The sequence below is a fragment of the Cryobacterium fucosi genome (assembly GCF_004403515.1).
GTDB lineage: Bacteria > Actinomycetota > Actinomycetes > Actinomycetales > Microbacteriaceae > Cryobacterium > Cryobacterium fucosi.
In genome coordinates this window covers 17054-38875 of the sequence record NZ_SOHH01000075.1, presented here as the reverse complement: position 1 = coordinate 38875, position 21822 = coordinate 17054, and the positions used below count along the sequence as shown (strand labels likewise).

18 protein-coding genes and 1 pseudogene are annotated in these 21822 nt (G+C 70.3%); 10 read left to right on the top strand and 9 right to left on the bottom strand.

Annotated features, from left to right (window positions below):
• Window positions 1–31: 31 nt before the first annotated feature.
• The 3 genes from E3T48_RS11170 to E3T48_RS11160 form a co-directional block, all read right to left on the bottom strand.
• Window positions 32–1465, bottom strand: a complete 1434-nt coding sequence (locus E3T48_RS11170; RefSeq protein WP_134524133.1) for an aminobutyraldehyde dehydrogenase — start codon at window positions 1463–1465, stop codon at window positions 32–34.
• Between the two features lie 105 nt (window positions 1466–1570).
• Window positions 1571–2383 carry a cache domain-containing protein gene (locus tag E3T48_RS11165; RefSeq protein WP_420898369.1) on the bottom strand — a complete coding sequence of 271 codons (813 nt, stop codon included), beginning with the start codon at window positions 2381–2383 and terminating at the stop codon, window positions 1571–1573.
• A complete protein-coding gene (locus tag E3T48_RS11160) occupies window positions 2358–3134 on the bottom strand; it encodes a FadR/GntR family transcriptional regulator (RefSeq protein ID WP_134524131.1) in 777 nt (258 codons plus the stop codon). The genes E3T48_RS11165 and E3T48_RS11160 overlap by 26 nt, the downstream gene beginning before the upstream one ends.
• A 124-nt stretch (window positions 3135–3258) precedes the next feature.
• Here E3T48_RS11160 and E3T48_RS11155 point away from each other — a divergent pair, with 124 nt between their 5' ends.
• From E3T48_RS11155 to E3T48_RS11130, 6 genes are all read left to right on the top strand, one after another.
• Complete coding sequence (locus E3T48_RS11155; RefSeq protein WP_174844156.1) at window positions 3259–4467, top strand: CaiB/BaiF CoA transferase family protein; 1209 nt, start codon at window positions 3259–3261, stop codon at window positions 4465–4467.
• A gap of 62 nt (window positions 4468–4529) precedes the next feature.
• Entirely contained in the window at window positions 4530–5681 is a 1152-nt protein-coding gene (locus tag E3T48_RS11150) for an acyl-CoA dehydrogenase family protein (protein WP_134524207.1), read from the top strand.
• Window positions 5682–5849: 168 nt separating this feature from the next.
• Window positions 5850–6506 (top strand): GntR family transcriptional regulator, encoded by a 657-nt coding sequence (locus tag E3T48_RS11145; RefSeq protein WP_166789707.1) that lies wholly within the window; start codon window positions 5850–5852, stop codon window positions 6504–6506.
• Between the two features lie 118 nt (window positions 6507–6624).
• On the top strand, window positions 6625–8310 hold the full coding sequence (locus tag E3T48_RS11140; protein ID WP_134524129.1) for a circularly permuted type 2 ATP-grasp protein: 1686 nt from the start codon (window positions 6625–6627) through the stop codon (window positions 8308–8310).
• Window positions 8304–9233 carry an alpha-E domain-containing protein gene (locus E3T48_RS11135; protein WP_134524128.1) on the top strand — a complete coding sequence of 310 codons (930 nt, stop codon included), beginning with the start codon at window positions 8304–8306 and terminating at the stop codon, window positions 9231–9233. The genes E3T48_RS11140 and E3T48_RS11135 overlap by 7 nt, the downstream gene beginning before the upstream one ends.
• On the top strand, window positions 9230–10075 hold the full coding sequence (locus E3T48_RS11130; RefSeq protein WP_134524127.1) for a transglutaminase family protein: 846 nt from the start codon (window positions 9230–9232) through the stop codon (window positions 10073–10075). The genes E3T48_RS11135 and E3T48_RS11130 overlap by 4 nt, the downstream gene beginning before the upstream one ends.
• Before the next feature lie 171 nt (window positions 10076–10246).
• Here the strand turns inward: E3T48_RS11130 and E3T48_RS11125 are convergent.
• A pseudogene (locus tag E3T48_RS11125) lies at window positions 10247–10579 on the bottom strand (hypothetical protein); the annotation flags it as partial.
• 112 nt (window positions 10580–10691) lie between these two features.
• On the bottom strand, window positions 10692–12182 hold the full coding sequence (locus tag E3T48_RS11120; protein WP_134524126.1) for a helix-turn-helix domain-containing protein: 1491 nt from the start codon (window positions 12180–12182) through the stop codon (window positions 10692–10694).
• A 142-nt stretch (window positions 12183–12324) separates the two neighbouring features.
• Between E3T48_RS11120 and aceB the strand changes: the two genes are divergently transcribed.
• Together aceB and E3T48_RS11110 are read left to right on the top strand one after the other, a co-directional pair.
• Window positions 12325–14061: a malate synthase A gene (gene aceB, locus E3T48_RS11115; RefSeq protein ID WP_134524125.1), complete on the top strand. Its 1737-nt coding sequence runs from the start codon at window positions 12325–12327 to the stop codon at window positions 14059–14061.
• A gap of 123 nt (window positions 14062–14184) precedes the next feature.
• Window positions 14185–14712, top strand: coding sequence for a GNAT family N-acetyltransferase (locus E3T48_RS11110; RefSeq protein ID WP_134524124.1), 528 nt, complete (start codon window positions 14185–14187; stop codon window positions 14710–14712).
• On the opposite strand, the gene E3T48_RS11105 is transcribed toward E3T48_RS11110, so the two are convergent.
• From E3T48_RS11105 to E3T48_RS11095, 3 genes are all read right to left on the bottom strand, one after another.
• Window positions 14709–16187, bottom strand: coding sequence for a cryptochrome/photolyase family protein (locus E3T48_RS11105; protein WP_277613516.1), 1479 nt, complete (start codon window positions 16185–16187; stop codon window positions 14709–14711). The genes E3T48_RS11110 and E3T48_RS11105 overlap by 4 nt on opposite strands.
• Window positions 16184–17257: an NADP-dependent oxidoreductase gene (locus E3T48_RS11100; RefSeq protein ID WP_241986770.1), complete on the bottom strand. Its 1074-nt coding sequence runs from the start codon at window positions 17255–17257 to the stop codon at window positions 16184–16186. The genes E3T48_RS11105 and E3T48_RS11100 overlap by 4 nt, the downstream gene beginning before the upstream one ends.
• A gap of 402 nt (window positions 17258–17659) precedes the next feature.
• Window positions 17660–18289: a YqaJ viral recombinase family protein gene (locus E3T48_RS11095; protein ID WP_134524204.1), complete on the bottom strand. Its 630-nt coding sequence runs from the start codon at window positions 18287–18289 to the stop codon at window positions 17660–17662.
• 251 nt (window positions 18290–18540) lie between these two features.
• Here E3T48_RS11095 and E3T48_RS11090 point away from each other — a divergent pair, with 251 nt between their 5' ends.
• Together E3T48_RS11090 and E3T48_RS11085 are read left to right on the top strand one after the other, a co-directional pair.
• Complete coding sequence (locus E3T48_RS11090) at window positions 18541–19287, top strand: response regulator transcription factor (protein WP_134524123.1); 747 nt, start codon at window positions 18541–18543, stop codon at window positions 19285–19287.
• Window positions 19287–20765, top strand: coding sequence for a sensor histidine kinase (locus tag E3T48_RS11085; protein ID WP_134524122.1), 1479 nt, complete (start codon window positions 19287–19289; stop codon window positions 20763–20765). The genes E3T48_RS11090 and E3T48_RS11085 overlap by 1 nt, the downstream gene beginning before the upstream one ends.
• Before the next feature lie 232 nt (window positions 20766–20997).
• Here the strand turns inward: E3T48_RS11085 and E3T48_RS11080 are convergent, their stop codons facing one another.
• Complete coding sequence (locus E3T48_RS11080) at window positions 20998–21819, bottom strand: GntR family transcriptional regulator (RefSeq protein ID WP_241986769.1); 822 nt, start codon at window positions 21817–21819, stop codon at window positions 20998–21000.
• Window positions 21820–21822 lie beyond the last annotated feature (3 nt).

The following is a 21822-nucleotide window of genomic DNA, read 5'->3' as shown; positions in this document are numbered from 1 at the left end:
TGACCGGGCCGCCCTGTCCAGCCCCCATCCGTCAGCCGATGTAGCTCATCACGTGCTTGATCCGGGTGTAGTCCTCGAGGCCGTACATCGAGAGGTCCTTGCCGTAGCCCGAATGCTTGAACCCGCCGTGCGGCATCTCGGCGACGAGCGGGAGGTGCGTGTTGATCCAGACGCAGCCGAAATCGAGACGCTTGGCCATCCGCATCGCGGTCGAATGGTCCCGGGTCCAGACCGAGGAGGCGAGGCCGTACTGCACGTCGTTGGCCCAGGTGAGCGCCTCGGCCTCGTCGGTGAACTTCTGCGCCGTGATGACCGGCCCGAAGATCTCGTTCTGCACGGCCTCGTCGCCCTGGCGCAGGTTGGAGACGATGGTGGCCTCGTGGAAGTAGCCGACGCTGCCCTGGCGGTGTCCGCCGAGGGCGATCTCGGCGTGGTCGGGGAGTCGCTCGATGACGCCCTGCACGCGGGCGAGCTGGTCGGCGCTGGAGAGGGCGCCGAAGAGGATGCCGTCCTCCCGCGGGCCTCCGGTTCTCGCGTTGTCCCTGGCGTGGGCGGCGAGGGCGGCGACGAACTCGTCGTGCACGCCGGCCTGCACGAGCACCCGGGTGGCCGCGGTGCAGTCCTGGCCGCCGTTGTAGAACGCGGCCGCGGTGATTCCCTCGACCGCCGCCGCGATGTCGGCGTCGTTGAACACGATCACCGGGGCCTTGCCGCCCAGTTCGAGATGCACGCGCTTCACGTCGAGGGCCGCGGCACCGGCGACCTCCATGCCGGCGCGCACCGAACCGGTGATCGAGATCATCTGCGGGGTGCGGTCGGTGACCAGGGCGCGGCCGGTCTCCCGGTTGCCGGCGACGACGTTGAAGGCGCCGGCGGGCAGGAACTCGGCGGCGATCTCGGCCAGCAGCAGCGTGGACACCGGGGTCGAGTCCGAGGGTTTGAGCACGACCGTGTTGCCGGCCGCGAGTGCGGGGGCGATCTTCCAGATCGCCATCATCATCGGGTAGTTCCATGGGGTGACCTGGCCGATCACGCCGATCGGCTCCCGGCGCACCATCGAGGTGTGGTCCTTGAGGTACTCGCCGGCCGACTTGCCTTCCAGCACGCGGGCGGCCCCGGCGAAGAATCGCACCTGGTCGATCATGACCTCGATCTCGTCGCCGACGATCCCGGCGCGCGGCTTGCCTGTGTTCTCGCACTCCACGTCGGCGATCTCTTCGGTGCGGGCCTCGAGGGCGTCGGCGAAGCGCAGCAGCGCCAACTGGCGTTCGCCCGGTGTCGTCTCGCCCCAGGTCTGGAAGGCCGTGGCCGCGGCGCCGTAGGCGGCCGCGACATCCGTGTCGGTGGAGATGGGCGTCTGCGCGTAGACCTCTTCGGTGGCCGGGTTGATGATGTCCAGTCGGCCGGTGGCGGCGGAGTCGACGTACGCTCCGTTGACGAAGTTGCGGAGTTCGCGGATGGGCATGGCGGCCTTTCGGGAGTGTGGAGAGCCGGCCGTGACAGCCGTGTCGCCCGGGAGCCGGGAGGCTCGCCTGCACGACGTTACCCTAAATCATCCGGAATGCAATGTTTAAATTGCGGCCGAGCCGATGCGGGTCGCGATGAGGAACGGGGTACCCGGGCAGGGGAGCAGGTCGTAGTCGTCGGCCGGGTGCCGCCGGTTCGGCAGGATGTCGCCGGCCGGGAGCGTCGGCTCGGTCGAGATCACGACGCGGCCCGCCTGGTTGACGAGCACGACCGGGCCGGGCAGGGCGAGGAAGTGCGGCAGCAGCACCTGCTCCAGGCGTTTCACATACACGTCGGCGCCGACGACCCCGATCATCCGCTCGCCCAGCCTCACCGGCATGGTCAGGGTGATGATGTAGTCGCAGGTGCAGAGCTGGTCGACGTAGGGGCCGGTCACGTGGGTCTGGTTCGTGGCCTCCGGCACGGCGTACCACTCGAGTTCGCGGAAGTCGCGGAGGTACTCGGTGTGCACCCGGGTGGCCAGGTCGAGCCGGCTGGCGCCGCTCGTGTTGCCGAGCAGCGGGTTCGACGCGAGCGGGCCGAGCCACCAGGCGAAGTGCGCGTCTCGGCCGTTCACATACTGCGGGGCGGCGATGAAGCCCGCGCCGATCAGGAGCGATTCGGTGGCCGGCGGGGCGTCGGCGACGGGGGAGTCAGCGGAGGCGAGCAGCGCCGGCACGACGAGGGACTCCACCAGGACGTCGAGGTCGGCCCGGTCGGGAACAGCGGCGGCGATCCCGTCGCGCCAGTCGTCGAGGGTGCTGAACACCCGCGCGAAGATCTCGCCGACCTCGGCGGCGCAACTGTCGGCGGTGGTCCGGCCGGCCGGGCGCGCCGTGGGCCTGGCCGTCTCAGGCGTCGGCGACGATGGCGTCATCACGGTATCCTCCTCGTTCGATCCGGGCCTTCATGGTCAGGAGCCACTCGCCGAGCAGCCGCACCTGGTCGGCGGCGAGGGTGCGGGCGGCCTGGCCGTCGCCGCGGGTGATGGCCAGGGCGATCCGGCCGTTCAGCCCGGTGATCAGAGCGCGGGTGTCCGGGTCGCCGAGCCCGAGGAAGAGCAGGGGCCCGAACTCCGCCTGGAGGCGGATCTGCTCGCGGACGAGTCGCGCGGACTGGCTGAGCACGGCGAGCTCGAGGTAGAAGCCGCCCGCGTTGGTGCGCGCGGCCGCGGTGGTCGAGAAGTCGGCGTGGAGCAGCCAGGCGTCCAGCCGTTCGGCTTCGGCGGCGGAGGCGCGGAGGGCGGCTCGTTCGGCGCAGCCTTCCGCGATCGTGGAGAAGTAGACGGCCAGGTCGGAGAGCTCGACCTGGGCGAGGCCGCGCAGCCTGGCCTGCAGCAGCGTGTCGTGCGGGGCATCCGCCTTGATCACGAAGCTGCCGCCGCCGCGCCCGCGCCGGGTCTCGACCAGGCCGGCGTCGCGCAGGATGACCAGGCCCTCGCGCACCGTGATCAGGGCAACGCCGAACCGGCGGGCCAGCTCCTGCTCGCTCGGGAGACGTTCGCCAGGGGTGAGGACGCCGAGGATGATGGCGTCGGTGAGGCGGCGCGCGACCTGCTCGGCGCGGCCGGCCTCGATGAGCTGCGCGAAGATCGCTTCCCGGGCACCGGGACGCAGCTGAGCCTTCATAGGCCCAATCTAGCCGACACCCCGTCGGGTGGCGGGAACTTAATCATGCGATATAGGATCAAATCAAGTGCGACCATTGCCGGTGCTCGGTGATCCGTCGTGGAACCGGGACCGAGGTGGGCGATTGCTGCAGGGGACGCACGGGCAGGACGGCCCGTTGGCCGGGGTTCGGGTCGCCGATTTCTCCCGCGTGCTCGCCGGACCGTACGCCACCATGATGCTCGCGGACTTCGGCGCGGACGTGATCAAGATCGAGAGCCCGCAGGGAGACGACACCCGGCAGTGGCTGCCGCCGGTGGACGCGCAGGGGGAGTCCACCTACTTCGGGTCGGTGAACCGGAACAAGCGCGCGATCGTCTGCGACCTGGCCACCCCGGCCGGCCTCGCCGCCGCCCGGCGCCTGGCCGAGACGGCGGATGTCGTCGTCGAGAATTTCCGGCCGGGGGTGCTCGACCGGTTCGGGCTGGGCTTCGACGCCGTGGCGAGGGCCAATCCGGGGGTGGTCTACTGCTCGATCACCGGGTTCGGCGGCGGCGCGGGCGCCCGGTTGCCCGGCTACGACCTGCTGGTGCAGGCCGTCGGCGGCCTGATGAGCGTGACGGGCGCCCCCGACGGCGCACCGAGCAAGGTCGGCGTGGCCCTCGTCGACGTGCTCGCCGGGCTGAACGCGCTCAGCGGCATCCTGCTCGCGCTCCGGGCCCGTGATGCCGCCCGCTCCGCCGCCGGCGCCGCGTCCCCGACCGGCGAGAGGGTCGAGGTCGACCTGATGGGAACCCTGCTCTCCGCGCTCACCAATCAGGCCGCCGGCACCCTGGCCACCGGTCGGCCGCCGGCCCGAATGGGCAACGCGCACCCGAGCATCGCGCCATACGAACTCTTCGCCGGGCAGGACCGGCCGCTCGTGCTCGCCGTGGGCAACGACCGCCAGTTCCGCACCCTCGTGCGCCTGCTCGGGGCGCCGGAGCTGGCCGCCGACCCGCGCTTCGAGGGCAACACCGCCCGCGTGCGGCACCGGGCCGAGCTGAAGACGCTGCTCGAGCGTCTCCTGCGCGCGCAGCCGGCCGCCGAGTGGGTCGGCACGCTGACGGATGCCGGGGTGCCGGCCGGCCTGGTCAACACCATCGACGAGGCCTTGGCCTTCGCCGCCGCGCTGGGGCTTGCCCCGGTGGTCGAGGTGTCCGGCAGCCGCCAGGTTGCCAACCCCATCCACCTCGCTGGCCGGCCTGCCGCCTACCGCCTGCCGCCGCCGCGGCTCGGCGAGCACGACGGCGCCGGCTGGCTCCGCCCGGACACCGTTCCCCCGGACACCGTTCTGCTGACCCCGTTCCGCTGACACCGTAAAGGACACTCGTGACCGCCTCAGGCCGCCCCACCCCGCTCGTCCACAGCCCCCTCGTGGACGCCGTCTTCGATCTCGACGACCTGCTCGAGGCCGACGAGATCGCCTGGGCCCGGAAGGCCCGCGCGTTCGCGACCAACCGCATCCTGCCCGCCATCGAGCAGGACTTCGAGGACAAGCGATTCCGGGTGGAGCTGGTCGCCGAACTCGGCGCGGCCGGCTTCCTCGGCATGCACCTCGACGGTTACGGCTGTGCCGGCGCGGGGGCGGTGAGCTACGGCCTGGTCTGCCTCGAACTGGAGGCCGCGGACAGCGGCTGGCGCACCTTCGTGTCGGTGCAGGGCTCACTCGCCATGTCCGCCATCCACAAGTACGGCACCGAGGAGCAGAAGCAGCGGTGGCTGCCCGGAATGGCCGCGGGCGAGCTCGTCGGCTGCTTCGCGCTCACCGAGCCGACCGGCGGCAGCGACCCGGCGTCGATGAAGACCACGGCCCGCCGGGACGGCGACGACTGGGTGCTCGACGGCTCCAAGCGCTGGATCGGCCTGGCCAGCATCGCCGACGTCGCGGTGGTCTGGGCAGAGACGTCCGAGGGCGTGCGCGGCTTCCTCGTGCCGACCGGGACGCCCGGGTTCACGGCGACGCCGATCGACAACAAGCTCTCGATGCGCGCGTCGATCCAATGTGACGTCGAATTCGACGCGGTGCGCGTGCCGGGCGACGCGATCCTCCCCGGCGCCCGGGGGCTCTCCGGGCCGTTCGGCTGCCTGAACGAGGCCCGATTCGGCATCGTCTGGGGGGCGATGGGCGCCGCCCGCAGCTGCCTGGACGCGGCGATCGGGCGCTCGCAGACCCGCGAGGTGTTCGGCAAACCGATCGGCGCCACCCAGCTCATCCAGGCCAAGCTGGCCGACATGTTCGTGGAGTACGAGAAGGGAGTGCTGCTCGCCCTGCACCTCGGCCGGCTCAAGGAACGCGGCGCGCTCACCCCGGCGCAGATCAGCGTCGGCAAGCTCAACAGCGTGCGCGAGGCGATCCTGATCGCACGTGAGGCGCGCACGATCCTCGGCGGGGACGGCATCACCAGCGAGTTCCCGGTGATGCGGCACATGGCGAACCTCGAGTCCGTGCGTACCTACGAGGGCACGGATGAGATCCATCAGCTTGTTCTCGGCCGGGCGTTGACCGGCCTGAACGCATTCGCCTGAGCAGCGGGCATGACCGCGCCGGGAGCGCGCCGGGACCGGGCCGGGAGCGCGCCGGCCGGCTCCGGGCGCTTGCCGCCGCGCTCGGGGCAGACCAGGCCGAACTGTCCTGCGCTGGCGGTTGTGCCATAGTGAGGTTCTAGCGTTGTGCGACTTGGGGGCGAAGTGGCGGTGACCGGGGGCCAGAACACGTACGCGACCCTGCGCGGACGCATCCTCTCCGGCGACCTGCCGGCCAACGCCACCCTGCGCGAGGCCGCGCTGGCCGAGGAACTCGGGGTCAGTCGCACTCCCATCCGCGAGGCGCTGCGCCGGCTCGACGAGGCCGGCCTGGTCGAATTCGTGCCCAATCGCGGGGCGACCGTCGTCGCCTGGACGGCCGATGCGCTCCGGGAGACGTACTTCCTCCGGGCGACCCTGGAGAGCCGGGCGGCCGGGCTCGCGGCGGAGCTGATCGGGGAGGCGGACCTCGAGCGGCTCGCGGTGCTGATCGAGCAGATGGAGGCGTTCGTGCGGGCAACCGACGACGCCGGCATCTCCCGGCTCAGCGAGCTCAACGCCGAATTCCACCACATCGTCGTGGCCGCGTCCCAGAGCACCCAGCTGATCGCGCTCGCGGCATCCGTCACCCGCGTTCCCATGATGAGCAGCTACTTCCGCCGTGACGGGGCGCGCTTCCGGGCGGTGAGCAACCACCACCACCGCGACATCCTCACCGCCCTGCGGTCCGGCGACACGGTCTGGGCCGAGGTGGCGATGCGCTCGCACATCCTCGCGGCGCGGAACGCCGTCGCGCCGACGGTCGCCGACGCCGACGCCGACCGGTAGCTCCGACCGGTAGTCGCGACCGGCCCGCGTTTGGGCCCGAACTGGGGAACCGTTGTATGCCGTTCTCTCGACGTTTCCGTGAAACATTCCGGCAACACGGTGCGGCTACGCTCCCATCATGGTTGACCTGTTCACGGGCTACGGCGCTACCGCGGCACTCCGGGCGGAACGAGGCGCCCCCAGCGCCTGGGACGAGATGTTCCCCGACCTCACCTCACTCACACCGTTCGAAGCCCGCGCGGCGTACAAGGACGTCTTCCACGCGCTGGCTCAGATGACGCAGGAGGAACTCCGCGGGCGAACGGATGCCCTCGCCTCCTCCTACCTCGCGCAGGGTGTGACCTTCGACTTCGCGGGCGAGGAACGCCCCTTCCCGCTCGATGCCGTGCCACGGGTGATCGAACAACAGGAATGGGTCACCGTGGAGGCAGGTATCACACAGCGCGTCCTCGCGCTCGAGGCCTTCCTCGCCGACATTTACGGTCCCCAGGCAGCGGTGCACGACGGGGTCATCCCGGCCGGGCTGATCAGCTCCTCGAACCACTTCCACCGCCAGGCGGCCGGAATCGTTCCGGCGAACAACGTGCGCATCCAGGTCTCCGGGATCGACCTCATCCGCGACGAGAAGGGCGCCTGGCGGGTGCTCGAAGACAATGTGCGGGTGCCCAGCGGCGTGAGCTACGTCATCTCGAACCGGCGGGTGATGGCCCAGACCCTGCCGGAGTTGTTCGCGTCGATGCGGGTGCGCCCGGTCGGGGACTACCCGAACAAGCTGCTCCAGGCTCTGCGCGCCTCCGCCCCGGCCGGGATCGACGAACCGAACGTGGTCGTGCTCACCCCCGGCGTGTTCAACTCGGCATACTTCGAGCACACCCTGCTGGCCCGGCTGATGGGCGTCGAACTCGTCGAGGGCCGCGACCTGTTCTGTTCCGGGGGCAGGGTCTGGATGCGCACCACCGCCGGCCCGACCCGGGTCGACGTGATCTACCGCCGGGTCGACGATGAGTTCCTCGACCCGCTGCAGTTCCGCGCCGACTCCCAGCTGGGGTCGCCCGGCATCCTGATGTCCGCCAGGCTCGGCAACGTCACCATCGCCAACGCGGTGGGCAACGGCGTCGCCGACGACAAGCTCGTCTACACCTACCTGCCCGAGCTGATCAGGTACTACCTCGGCGAGGAGGCGATCATCCCCAACGTCGACACCTGGCGGCTGGAGGACCCGCTCGCCCTCGAGGAGGTGCTCGACCGGCTCGACGAGCTCGTGGTCAAGCCCGTCGACGGGTCGGGCGGGAAGGGGCTCGTGGTGGGGCCGGCGGCATCCGCTGCCGAACTGGAGACCCTGCGGAAGCTGCTGGTCAGGGACCCGCGCGGCTGGATAGCCCAGCCCGTCGTTCAGCTGTCGACCATCCCCACCCTCGTCGAAGACGGCCTGCGCCCGCGCCACGCAGACCTGCGCCCGTTCGCCGTGAACGACGGCAGCGACGTCTGGGTGCTGCCAGGCGGCCTCACCCGGGTGGCGTTGCCCGAGGGCGAACTCGTCGTCAACTCCAGCCAGGGCGGCGGTTCGAAGGACACCTGGGTGATCGGCTCCGAACCGGATTTCTCCGCCGAGGCGGCGGCGCGCTCCGTGCAGGGGCTGGTCGCGAACCAGGCGGCGAACGTCCGTTCGGCCGGGGTGGTGCACGCGGTCGATCACTCACCGCAGGACAAGCCGTTCAACGACAACGAGCAACAGCGACAGCAACAGCAACAGCAACAGGCGTGCGCGCGACCTGTCGGGGAGAGGAAGGTCCGGGAATGTTGAGCCGTATCGCGGAAAGCCTGTTCTGGATCGGACGCTACATCGAGCGCAGCGACGGCACGGCCCGGATCCTGGACGTGCACCTGCAGCTCCTGCTCGAAGACCCGTGGATCGAAGAGAGCATCGCCTGCCAGTCGTTGTTGCAGCTGATGGGCAGCGACGTTCCGCCCGACCGGCTGCTCACCCGTAAGGACGTGCTGGCGACGCTGGCCGTCGACCGCGCGCATCCTGCCTCGATCGCCTATTCGGTCAAGGCGGCCAGGGAGAATGCGAGGCGGGCGAGGGAAATCGTGCCCACCGAGCTGTGGGAGTGCCTCAACACGACGAGCGCCAGGATGCCGCGCAAGGTGGCGAGCGAAAAGACCCACGACTTCTTCGGCTGGGTGCGCGAACGCGCCGCGCTCGCCGTGGGAATCGTGGAGTCCGGGGTCAGCCGCGACGAGGCCTGGCACTTCTTCAACCTCGGCCGCAGCCTCGAGCAGGCGGATATGACCGCCCGGCTGCTGGCGACCCGGTCGCTGACCGAGACGAGCGGGCCGTCCTGGACCACGATCCTGCGCTCCTGCGGCGCCTACGAATCGTACCTGCGCACCTACCGCGGTGTGCCGTCGGCGCGGAATGCGGCGGAGTTCCTGCTGCTGGACCGGCTGTTCCCGCGGTCGATCGTGTTCTCCGTGTCCCGCGCCGAGCAGTGCCTGCGCGAGATGGAGCCTCGAACTGGCCGGGTCGGAGTGTCCGGCCGGGCGCAGCGGGTGCTGGGGCAGATCCGCAGCCAGCTCGAATACCGGCCGATCATGGACATCCTGAGTGATCTGCCGCACCAGATGGACATCGTGCAGGAGGCCACGAGCACCGCCTCGGAGGCCATCGGAGAGCGGTACTTCCCGACCAGCACCGTGCCGACCTGGACGGGGGAGGCCTCGTGAACAGGCTCCGGATCCGGCACCGCACCGGCTACCGCTACCAGGGCGAAGTGGGTGCCTCCTACAACGAGGCCAGGATGCTGCCGGTCAGCTCAGCCGAGCAGCTGGTGTTGTACTCCAACCTCGAGATCTCGCCGGTGTCGAGCAACCACCACTACATCGACTACTGGGGCACCCAGGTGTCGTCGTTCGAGGTGCTCACTCCGCACGCCGAGCTCACCCTCACGGCCACCAGCCTGGTCGAGGTGCGGCCGCTCACCCACCTGGCCCATCCGATGCGCTGGGCCGAGCTGGCCTCGACCGCCGTGCGCAGCACCGCGACGGTAGAGCATTCCCGGCAGACCGGGCTCACCGAGCCGCCCGCCGATCTGCAGGCCCTGGCCGCCGAGATCGTGTCCCGCCACGAGAGCCCGTGCGACGCCGCGCTGGAAATCTGCACGGCCATCGGCGACCGGATGCAGTATGTGCAGGGCGTCACCGGCGTTCACTCCACCGCCGCGGAGGCGTGGGCCGACAAGCGCGGGGTGTGCCAGGACATCACCCACATCGCGCTCGGCGCGCTTCGCTCGGTCGGCATCCCCGCACGCTACGTCTCCGGTTACCTTCACCCCAGGCCGGATGCCGGGATCGGCGAGACCGTGACCGGCGAATCCCATGCCTGGGTCGAATGGTTCTGCGGCGATTGGCGCGGCTTCGACCCGACCAACTCGATCGGGATCGGCGACCGCCACGTCTCGGTCGGCCGGGGCCGCGACTACGACGACGTGCCTCCGCTGCGCGGTGTGTTCGCCGGCCCGTTCGGCTCCGAGCTCTTCGTCACGGTGGAGATCACCCGGGAGGCCTGAGGCTGCCGCGCCACCCTTCCGCCCCTGCGCCCCTCGCCCTTTCGTCCGGGGGCGCGCCGCCCCCGTGGCCAATTCAGGAGATCCGGGCCGGCGACGCGCATCCGCCGCACTGGTCCGCGGGATGCTGCCGGCGGGGCAGGGAGTACTCCTGAATTGGCCACAGGAGGCAGGTCAGACCCGGGCGGTTTCCGGCGCGGGTTCCCAGTCGAGCGCGGGGCCGGCATCCGTGTTGCCGCCGGTGCCGGGAGTCGCCGGGCGGGCGACGGATGCCAGGCGGCGGGCACCGCGGGCCGCGGCGAGCAGGACCGCGAGCCCGAGCACCGTGACGCCGGCGCCGGCCCAGATCGGCGAGGTGTAGCCGAGCCCGACCGTGATGGTCAGCCCGCCGAGCCAGGCGCCGAGCGCGTTGCCGAGGTTGAACGCGGCGATGTTGGCGCCCGAGGCCAGGGTCGAGGTCGCGCTGGCGTGGCTGAGGACCCGCATCTGCAGGCCCGGCACGGTGGCGATCACCCGGGAGGCCTGAGGCGGTTTGTGTGGCCGGGATCTGTTGCCCGCGCCGCGAAGCGCCACTCACCAGCCTCAGCCCGGATGACGGATGCTTGGCGCCTTGCCGAGGTCAGTGCGTGGGCGAGTGAGTCTCGAGGAACTGGTAGACCTCGGTCTGGTCGACGCCGGGGAAGGTGCCGGTGGGCAGCGCGGCGAGCAGGCTCGTCGGGGTGCGCGCGGCGGGCCAGGACTGGCCGGCCCAGCGGGTGGCCAGGTCGTCGGGGGCGCGACGGCAGCACGACTCGTCAGGGCAGCGGGACACGGCGCGGTTGGTGGTCTCGCGGCCGCGGAACCATTTCACATGCTCGAACGGCACTCCGACGCTCACCGAGTACTCGCCCTCCTTCGCCTTCTCGATCCGTGAGGTGCACCAGAAGGTACCGCTCGGCGTGTCGGTGTACTGGTACCAGGGGCTGAACCGGTCGGGCACGTCGAAAACAGTTCGAGCGGTCCAGCTGCGGCACACGGTGGTGCCCTCGACCGCGCCGAGAGCGTCGCTGGGGAAACGCACCGAGTCGTTCTCGTAGGCCTTGATGATCGTGCCGGACTCGTGCACCTTCATGAAATGCACGGGGATGCCCAGCCGGGCCGTGGCGAGGTTCGTGAACCGGTGTGCGGCCGTCTCGTACGACACCGAGAAGGCGTCCCGCAGGTCTTCCATCGAGATGCGCCGCAGGTTCTTCGCCTCGGTCAACAACCGCACGGTGTCCTTCTCCGGCAACAGGATGGCCGCGGTCAGGTAGTTCGTCTCCACCCGCTGGCGGAGAAAATCCGCGTAGTTTCCTGGTTCGTCGTGTCCGCAGAGCAGGCTCGCGAACGCCTGCAGGATGGGGGTGCGTGAGTCCCGGGAGGCGGACTGGGCGGTCGGCAGGTAGATCCGGCCATTGCGCTTGTCGGTGACCGACCTGGTCGAATGCGGCAGGTCGCCGACGTAGTGCAGCGAATAGCCGAGGTGGGTCGCCATATCGGCGACCACCTGGTGCGACACCGGTCCGCCGGAGTGGCCGACTGCGGTGAGGAGCTCGAGCGCCTGTTCCTCGAGCTCCGGGAAATAGTTGTCCCTGGCGCGCATCGTCGCCCGCAGTTGCGCGTTGGCCCGCCTGGCCTCCTCCGGGGTGGCCGCCCGTTCGCGGTGCAACCGCTCGATCTCATGGTGCAGGGTGAGGATCGTCTGCAGCGTCTCATCACTGGTTGCCCGGCTGACCCGGATTTTCGCCAGACCGAGGGCCGTGAAGACCGGGCCGCGCTGGGCGCGTTCGACGGCGATCTCCAGCGCGGCCCGCGCGGAGGGGGCCTCGGGTTTCAGGAGATCGTCGACGGTGGTGCCGAGGGCGGTGGCGATCGTGCGCAGCATCGACAGGCGCGGCTCCCGGTTGCCGTTCTCGATCATCGAGACCTGCGACGGGGCCCGGTCGATGGCCGCAGCGAGACTGTCGAGGGTCATCCTTCTTCCCGTGCGCAGTTCACGGATGCGCCGCCCGAGCGTGAGGGCGTCAAGCCCATGCTCGGCCGGCGGGGGCGCTGAGAGGGCGGAACGGAGGAGCGGATCGGCATTGACCATGCCCCATCGTCACACGGGGCAGAACTTCACGCAAGCAGAAGAACTGCTCTTTTTCTGTTGGCTGGAGTGGCCTCCGGGGTCGCCGCCGGGCGCAGAGTTGGTGCACAGGCAAGCAAGGACGCTCACCGAAGGAGACCAGACCATGAACACACCGCCCCTCACGACCACCAACCGGGTCTCGACAGGCTCGACCACCGGGACCACCGGGACAAGCTCGGCCACCGGGAACAGCTCGACCACCGGGACCACGACCAACACCGGCAGCTTCGCCACGATCGAGCCGCACCTCGAGATCACCGGCGATCTCGGACCCCGCTACGCGGAGATCCTCACCCCCGAGGCCCTGGTCTTCCTCGCGGAGCTGCACGACCGGTTCGCGGGGACTCGGCACGACCTGCTCGCCGCGCGGCTCCGCAAGCGTGTCGACGCGGCCAACGGCCGGGACCCCGGCTTCCTGACCGAGACCGCGCACGTGCGTCGTGACCCGAGCTGGCGCGTCGCCGGCGCCGGGCCGGGCCTGGAGGACCGCCGGGTGGAGATCACCGGCCCGACCGACCGGAAGATGGCGATCAACGCCCTCAACTCCGGCGCGAAGGTGTGGTTGGCCGACCAGGAGGACGCCACGAGCCCCACCTGGGCGAACGTCATCGAGGGGCAGCTGAGCCTGTTCGACACCGTGCGCGGGCAGCTGAGCTTCACCAGCCCCGAGGGCAGGCAGTACGAGGTGACCGGCGGACCGACGGGCCAGACCCCCACGATCGTGATGCGTCCGCGCGGCTGGCACCTGGTTGAGAAGAACCTGATCTTCGTCGACCGGGCCAACCGGCGGATGAGCGCGTCGGGCAGCCTCGTCGACTTCGGTCTCTATCTCTTCCACAACGCGAAGCGGCTGATCGAGGACGGCAGCGGACCGTACTTCTACCTGCCGAAGCTGGAGAGCCACTACGAGGCCCGGCTCTGGGACGACATCTTCAGCCACTCCGAAGAGCGCCTCGGAATCGAGTACGGCACTATCCGTGCCACCGTGCTGATCGAAACGATCCAGGCCGCGTTCGAAATGGAGGAGATCCTCTACGAGCTGCGCGACCACTGCGCCGGGTTGAACGCCGGTCGCTGGGACTACATCTTCAGCATCATCAAGACCTTCCGCTCCCGCGGACGCCGATTCGTCTTCCCCGACCGCAAGCAGATCACGATGACCGTGCCGTTCATGCGGGCCTACACCGAGCTGCTTGTCTCCACCTGCCACCGCCGGGGGGCGTATGCGATCGGCGGCATGAGTGCGTTCATTCCGAATCGGCGTGACCCCGAGGTGACGGCCCGGGCCCTGGAGCAGGTTGCGGCGGACAAGCGCCGCGAGGCGACGGACGGCTTCGACGGCACCTGGGTGGCGCACCCCGACCTCATCCCCACCGCGCAGGCCGAGTTCGACGCCGTGCTCGGCGAGAAACCGAACCAGGTGCACCGCACCCGCGACGAGGTGAACGTGAGCGCGGCCGACCTGCTCGACGTGGCATCCGTCGGCGGCGAGATCACCGAGTCAGGGGTGCGCGACAACGTGAAGATCGGGCTGCGTTACATCGAGTCCTGGCTGCGTGGCGTCGGCGCGGCCGCGATCGACAACCTGATGGAGGATGCCGCGACCGCCGAGATCTCCCGCTCCCAGATATGGCAGTGGATCCACGACAACTCGGTCACCGCCGAGGGTCGCCGGATCGAGAAGACCTGGGTCAACGAGCAGGTCGCCGAGGTCTTCGCCGGGTTCGAGCGCACTCCAGGGGACCGCTTCGACGACGCCCTCGAGGTGTTCCGGGCATCCGCCCTCGAGCCTGAGTTCCCGACGTTCCTCACCGTCGGCGCCTACGCCCGCTACCTCTAGTCCCGTTCTCCTCTCCCCGCGAGAGTGCACTTTTGGCCCCTTCGATCACCGTGAGAGGGCGAAAAGTGCACTCTCGCGGAAGGTTTGGGCGGGGGCGGCGGGGCGGGTCGGTAGGGTGAAGCGATGATCACGATACGACGGGCGACCGGGGCGGATGCCGCGGCGCTGGCCGAGTTGGCCGAAGCCACCTTCTGGCTGGCAACGCCCTCCCACACCACGGAGGAAGCGGTGGCCGAGTTCCTCCGCGACCTGCTCGCCGAGGCCAACTTCGCCGGTTACCTGGCCGACCCGGACCGGGTCGTCCTCGTTGCCGAGGAGGCCGGTGCTCTGCAGGGCTACACCATGCTCGTCTTCGGCGATCCGACGGATGCCGACGCCAGGGCCGCCGTCCGCGTGCGCCCCACGGTCGAGCTCAGCAAATGCTATCTGCGCGAGGAAACCCACGGCCGCGGAGTCGCCGCCCCGCTCATGGCGGCGACGTTGGCGGCGGCCAGGGAGCGTGGCGCCGCCGGCAGCTGGCTCGGCGTGAACCAGGAGAACGGGCGCGCCATCCGGTTCTACGAGAAGAACGGCTTCGTCAAGGTCGGCGTGAAACGCTTCCTGGTCGGCGGGCAGTACGAGGACGATTTCGTGCTCGAGCGGGCCCTCTAAGCCGGTCCGACGGGGAGGGCGACGGTCGCCCCGGGTTCCCGGGCGCGGGCCGCGAGCGCCTGCTCCTTGAGTCCCTTGATCTTCTCGTAGGCGGCGAGGGCCGCTCGTCTCGTTTCGCCGAGGTCGACGATCGGGGCGGGGTAGGCATCCGTGCCCCACTCGGGCACGTTCTCACGGATGTACTCGCCCCGGGGGTCGAACTTCTGCGCCTGCAGCTCCGGGTTGAAAACCCGGAAGTAGGGGGCGGCGTCGGCGCCGGAGCCGGCCACCCACTGCCAACCGAACGGGTTGCTTGCCGCGTCGGCGTCGACGAGGGTGTCCCAGAACCACGCTTCGCCCTCCCGCCAGTCGATCAGCAGGTTCTTGATCAGGAACGACGCCGCCACCATCCGCACCCGGTTGTGCATGCTGCCGGTGCGCCAGAGCTCGCGCATGCCGGCGTCGACCAGGGGGTAGCCGGTGCGACCCTGCTGCCAGGCGGCTAGGGCCCGCTCGTCGAGCGGCGGCCAGGGGAAGGCATCGAACTCGGGCCGCAGGTTCACGGTGGCCAGGTCGGGGGCGTTGAACAGCACATGGTGGCTGAACTCCCGCCAGCCCACCTCGGTGAGGAACCGGGTGGCGCTCTCCTGGGCCCGACCGGCCAGGCCGGTGCGGGCCCACTCTGTCGCATGCCAGATTTGGAATGGACTGATTTCGCCCCAGCGCAGGTGCGGCGAGAGCCGGGAGGTGGCCGCCCGGGCCGGCTCGTCGCGTTCGTCGGCGTAGCGAGGGAGCGAGTCGCGGAGGAAGACGTCGAGCAGACGCTGCGCGGCGGCCTCGCCCGGCTGCCAGGCTGCGCGCAGACCGGCCGCCCAGTCCGGCCGGTCGGGCAGGAGATCCCAGTCCGCGAGGACGTCGGAGACGAGCGGGCCCGAGTAGCCGGGGAGCGCCGCGGGCGCCGGGTACGGCGGCCGGGGCGGAGGAGCGGCCCGGCAGGCACGCCAGAACGGGGTGAACACCGAATACGGCCCGCCCTGCCCGGTCTGGATCGTCCACGGCTCGTGCAGCAGCGACCCGGCGAAGCTGCCGGCCCAGGTGCCGGACTTCCGCAGTCCTGACTTCAGACGGGTGTCGACGGCCCGTTCGGCGGCACCGTAGCGGCGGTTCCAGAACACGGCCCCCGCCCCGACGGATGCCGCCAGCTCGGTCAGTACCGCCTCGGCCGGCCCGCGCCGGAGCGTCAGGCGCGCGCCGAGGCTCTCCAGCGAATCGGCGAGGGAGACCAGGCTCCCGTGGAGCCACCACCTGGCCGCGCCGCCGAGCGGCCGGATCCCGGCCGATTCCTCGTCGAGGAGGTAGACGGCCACGATCGGCCGGCCGCGCCCAACGGCCGCGTGCAGCGCTGGATTGTCGGCGAGCCGGAGGTCATCCCGGAACCAGACGATCGACGGCCCGGTTCCCGCGGCGGCTTCGCCCGGCTCGAGGATGCCGGTCACGCGCGGGAATCCGCCCCGGCCGGGCCGGCGACGTCCGCGTCCGCGGGTGCGCTCCCGCTCGCCGCGGCGCCCCCGGCGGTCAGCGGCACGTCCGAAATGCGCAGCACGATCTTTCCCCTGGTGTGGCCCTGCTCGATCAGGCGGTGGGCCTCCGCCCCGTCCGCGAGCTCGAACACGCGGTCGACGTGCACCCGCACGGTGCCGTCCTCGATCAGGCCGCTGATCCAGTCGAGGGTGCGCGCGTCGGCCGGAACCTTGTAGCCGGTGGCGCGGATGCCGGCGGCGGCGGCATCCGCGGCCATCGTCGGCCAGCTGCCGGTCGGCGCGTTCACCAGGATGCCGCCCTCGCGGAGCACGGCCAGCGACCGGCTCCCCGTGTTGTCGTGCACATTGCCGACCAGGTCGATCACCGAGTCGAGCCCGGACAACACCTCGTCGAACCGGGTGACTGTGTAGTCGATGACCTCGTCGGCGCCCAGCTGGCGGAGGAACTCCAGGTTGCGGGGCGACCCGGTGGCGATCACGTGGGCTCCGAACGCCTTGGCGAACTGCACCGCGAAGTGGCCGACCCCGCCGCTGCCGGCGTGGATCAGCATCCGCTGCCCCGGCGCGGCCTCGGCCAGCTCGACGACCATGCCCCAGGCTGTGAGCGCGGCGACCGGCACGGCGGCGGCCTCGATGTGGCTGAGCCGTTTCGGCTTGCGGGTGACGCTCAGGCTGGACACGGGGAGGTACTCCGCGTAGCTGCCCGACGTGCGGGGGACCCGCGCCATGCCGTATACCTCGTCGCCGGGCTGCAACGGGAACGCCTCGTACGGCGCGCTGACGACGACGCCGCTGAAATCGTTGCCGAGCACCGCGGGGTAGGCCGAGATGGCCGCGGAGACCCCCTTGCCGGCTCGGGTCTTGGCGTCGATCGGGTTGACACCGGCCGCCACGACACGCACGATGAGCTCATCGAGCACGGCGATCGGGGCGGGCAGGACGGCGAGGCGGAACTCGTCGGGAGCGCCGGGCCGGTCGATCACGAGGGCGCGCATGGACAAGGGCAGTTTCGTGGCGTTTCCCATCTCCCCATTCTCCACCGGCAGCCGGGTTCCACCGCGACGCCCGGAGGAGCCGGACCGTTTCTCGGCCGAATCCCGGCCCCGGTTGGCGGGTGTGCCCCGAACTGGGGGTGTGGAAATCCCCGATGTCCTCATCTTGGGGGTGCCGGGGTCTGGCCGCAGGCCGGCATTGCCGCATAGTCTGTCCTCGTAAAGGGGGACCACGGTTCTCCTTTTAGGGGGAACCGGCCAATGTGGGCGCCACGGGGAACCGGTGGTGCTGTGTCCACGTTCCACTTCTTCCGGCAGTGAGCGGGGGATCGCGCCGAACCCGAACCGGCGCGATCCTCCGCCATTCGCCCCGCCCCGGACGTACGGCCGGGCCCTCCGCGAGTGCCGGAAGCCCGAGGCTCCTTCGGTTGCCCGTTACCGCGCGCTCATCGTGTTGAGTCGGGCGATGAGATCGTTGGCGTAGCCGACGAGGATCGCGATCTGGTCGTCGTCGCGTTCGATCCAGCGGCACTCCGGCTCGGGGTTCACCGGCACGAACTCCTTGTGCTGCTCCCAGACGAGCAGGGTGCGTTCGGCGCCGAGCACGTACTGCTGCCACCAGACCTGGCGCAGGTACGAGCGGGGGATGCTGCGCCACGGTTTGCTCGTCGTCTTGATCTCGGCGAGTTCCAGCCCGCCCGCCCCGGTGCCCACGCCGTCGGGCGTGGCCAGGTGGCGGCGATGCTCCGCCGCGTGGAAGAGGGTCGTGCTGGGTTCGATCCCGTAGTTGCCGAGCACCCAGGCCGCGATTTCCGGCTCGCGGGCCCGGCCGTGGTCGGTGAACGTGTTGCCGCTGAAACTGCTGCCGTTGAACTTGTCGAAGGCCGCGTTCCGCACCGATTTCGGGGTGGCGAGCTTTGCGACATCCGTGGCCGTGATCCCCTGGCTCCGCGCCCGCAGCCACGCCACCCGGTCGGTCGAATCGGCCACGATGCGGAGCAGGTGCGGTGCGGCAGCCGCCGCCGCCGGAACCGGTGACTCGTCCTCCTCGAACAGGGAGAGCATGGTGTCGGTCACGTCCCCATTGTCTCCCGTCCCGGCTCCCGCCGCCGCCACCCGGTCAGGCGACTTCCGTGAGCACCCCCTGCCTGATTGACGCTGCAGACGGATTCGAGCACCGTGGCCTGGGCGAGCTGCACCCCGCTGGACACGGTGTTTCGATCATGGCCAGGCCATGGGGGCGAGAATGAGCGTCTTCACAGGAGCGGCACGGTTTTCGCATAGCCGTTTCATAGCTGACTCGGGATACTGGGGACATGAGTACTCGTGAGACCGACCAGGCGGCCCGCGGCCCGCGGCTGCACAAGGCGGACGGCAGCCCGATCCGGGTGCTGGTGGTCGACGACGAGCCGACGCTCACCGACCTGCTCTCGATGGCCCTGCGCTACGAGGGCTGGGAGGTGCGCACGGCCGGCGAAGGGCGCCAGGCGCTCACCATCGCCCGCGAATTCCGGCCGGATGCGATCGTCCTCGACATCATGCTGCCGGACATCGACGGCCTGCAGGTGCTGCAGCGGGTTCGGGCGGACGGGTACGAGACTCCCGTGCTCTTCCTCACCGCCAAGGACTCCCTCGACGACCGGATCTCCGGCCTGACCGCGGGCGGCGACGACTACGTCACCAAACCGTTCAGCCTCGAAGAGGTCGTGGCGCGGCTCCGCGGCCTCATCCGCCGGTCCACCCTCGCGGTGTCCGACTCCACCGACCCGCGGATCTCGGTCGGCGATCTCACCCTCGACGAGGACAGCTACGAGGTGTCCAGGGCCGGCGTGCCGATCGAGTTGACCGCGACCGAGTTCGAGCTGCTGCGCTTCCTCATGCGTAATCCCCGCCGGGTGCTGAGCAAGGCGCAGATCCTCGACCGGGTCTGGAGCTACGACTTCGGCGGCAAGTCGTCCGTGGTCGAGATCTACATCTCCTACCTGCGCAAGAAGGTCGACGCCGGGCGCGTGCCGATGATCCACACCGTGCGCGGCGCCGGCTACATGCTGAAGACCGCCTGATGAATTCGAGGCGTCCGCGCCGTCCGCGCGCGCCCTGGACCCTCCGCCGGCGGCTCGTGCTCGCCGTGGTCGGCCTGCTCGCGCTGGTCAGCGTCTCCATCGGACTGGTCAGCGTCGCGATCCTCCGGGCATCCCTGCTCGACGGCCTCGACCAGCAGCTCAGCGCGGCGGCGGACCGCTCCCGCGCCGTGCTCGAGGGGCACCGGGACCTGGACGACGGCGCCCCGGCGCTCTTCCTCCCGACGGCGGAGATGATCCTGAACGGCCCGGCCCAGCCGCCCGGCACCCTCGCGCTGGTCTTCGACGGCACGAGCATCTCCTCCGGCTACACGACCGTGAGCGGTGACATCGCCGCGCTCAGCACCCACCAGAAGGAGATCCTGGCCCGGCAGATGCAACCGTCCCGGGCCGTGAGCATCGACCTCGGCGGCACCGTGGGCGACTACCGGATCATGGCCGACGTCAATCGCGACGGGGTGCTCTACCTGGTCGGGCTCCCGCTCGCCGAGGTGAACGGGACCGCCGCGCAGCTCGCGATCATCGTCGGCGTCGTCTCCCTGGCCGGCATCGTCGTCGTGGCGGTCCTGGCGCTCTGGATCGTCCGGCTCGCGCTCCGCCCGCTGCAGCGGGTCACCGAGACAGCGGCCAGGGTCGCGGAACTGCCCCTCGACCGCGGGGAGGTGTCCCTGATCGACCGGGTTCCGGCCGCCGACACCGACCAGCGCACCGAGGTCGGCCGGGTGGGATCCGCGCTCAACCGGATGCTCGACCACGTCGATGTCGCCCTGGAGACCCGGCAGGCCAGCGAGCGCAAGGTGCGCCAGTTCGTCGCGGATGCCAGCCACGAGTTGCGCACGCCGCTCGCCTCGATCCGCGGCTACTCCGAGCTCACCCGCCGCACCGGCCAGGACCTCCCACCCGACACCCTGCACTCGCTCGGGCGGATCGAATCGGAGTCGATCCGGATGACGGGCCTGGTCGAGGACCTGCTCCTGCTCGCCAGGCTCGACGAGGGCCGGGACCTCGAACGCGGGCCGGTCGACCTGACCAGTCTGCTCGTCGACGTCGTCAGCGACGCCCACGCGGCCGGGCCTGAGCGGGTCCTGGGCCTCGACCTTCCCGACGAACCGGTCCACGTCGTCGGCGATGCCGCGCGGCTGCACCAGGTCTTCGCCAACCTGCTCGCGAACGCCCGCATCCATACGCCGCCGGAGACGACGACCGAGGTTGCGCTCTCGGTCCTGGGCGACCGGGCCGTGGTGACCGTGACGGATGACGGCCCCGGCATCCCCGAGAACCTCCAGGCGACCTTGTTCGAGCGTTTCGCCCGCGGCGACAGCTCCCGCTTCCGCGGCACCGGCAGCACCGGCCTCGGCCTCGCCATCGCCCGTGCCGTGGTGACCGCCCACCACGGCGATCTGACGGTGGACAGCCACCCGGGGCGCACCTGCTTCCGAGTGTCCCTGCCGCTCGGCTGAGCCGGGTCTCGACAGGCTCGACCACCGCCGGTGATTGAGCCGGACCGCCGGTGATTGAGCCTGTCGAAATCACGCGCCCGGGTCTCGACGGGCTCGACCACCGGGTCTCGACGGGCTCGACCGCGCCCGGGTCTCGACGGGCTCGACCACCGGGTCTCGACGGGCTCGACCGCCGCCGGTGATTGAGCCGGACCGCCGGAGCCTGTGGGCGTGCAGGGAGGGGCTGGATCGGCTACGAGCGGGGAATCCCTTCGCCGAAGGATGCCGTCACCACGAATCGATCGCCCCGGATGTGACTGCACCGTAGCTCCAGCGCGGATCCCTGACAAAAGCCGATCCTGCTGATCCGAAACAGTGGTGCACCGATGGCGCAGTCGAGGTTAGTCACATCTGCGGCTGTTGCGATGTCGGCGCGAACTTCCTCCCGCCCGCCGTCGAGGGTGATGCCACAACGTTCCCGGAGCTCCTGGTAGAGGGCCGTATCGGTGAAGTCAACCTCGAGCAATGGTTGCACGCGAGTGGCGGGGAGCCACGCGTGGTCAACGGCGAGCGGCTCTCCGTCCGCCAGGCGCAGACGAGACAAGTGGAACAGTTCCACTTCCGGGGGGAGGGACAGCTGCGCAGCGGCGACCGGGTCAGTGGTGAGCTCGCGAACAAGGACGATGCTCCGCTGGCTCATTCCGGTTGCCCGCACGGATGCGAACAGGCTGTAGACCGGCCCGTATGCACCTCGCCCACCGCCCCGGATGAGGTGGGGCTTCCGGCCTCGCTGGGCGGTCACGGCCCCGGTCTCGCGCAGCGGCCGAAGGGCGCTCCGAATCGTGCCCCGGCTCACGCCGTATTCCCGCGCCAGGTCCAGTTCACCGGGGAAGCCGTCCGTGAACTCGTCTTCTGTGATACGTCGGGACAGGTCCGCGCAGATGCTTTGCCACAGCGGGCTCGTCGGCACCGACGGGCTCAAACGGAAAGGGACGGGCTCAACCTCAGTGTGTGCTGGCAATGGTTTCCCTCCTCCAAGAAATGTATATACATTGTAGGGGATCGTGTTGATCAAACG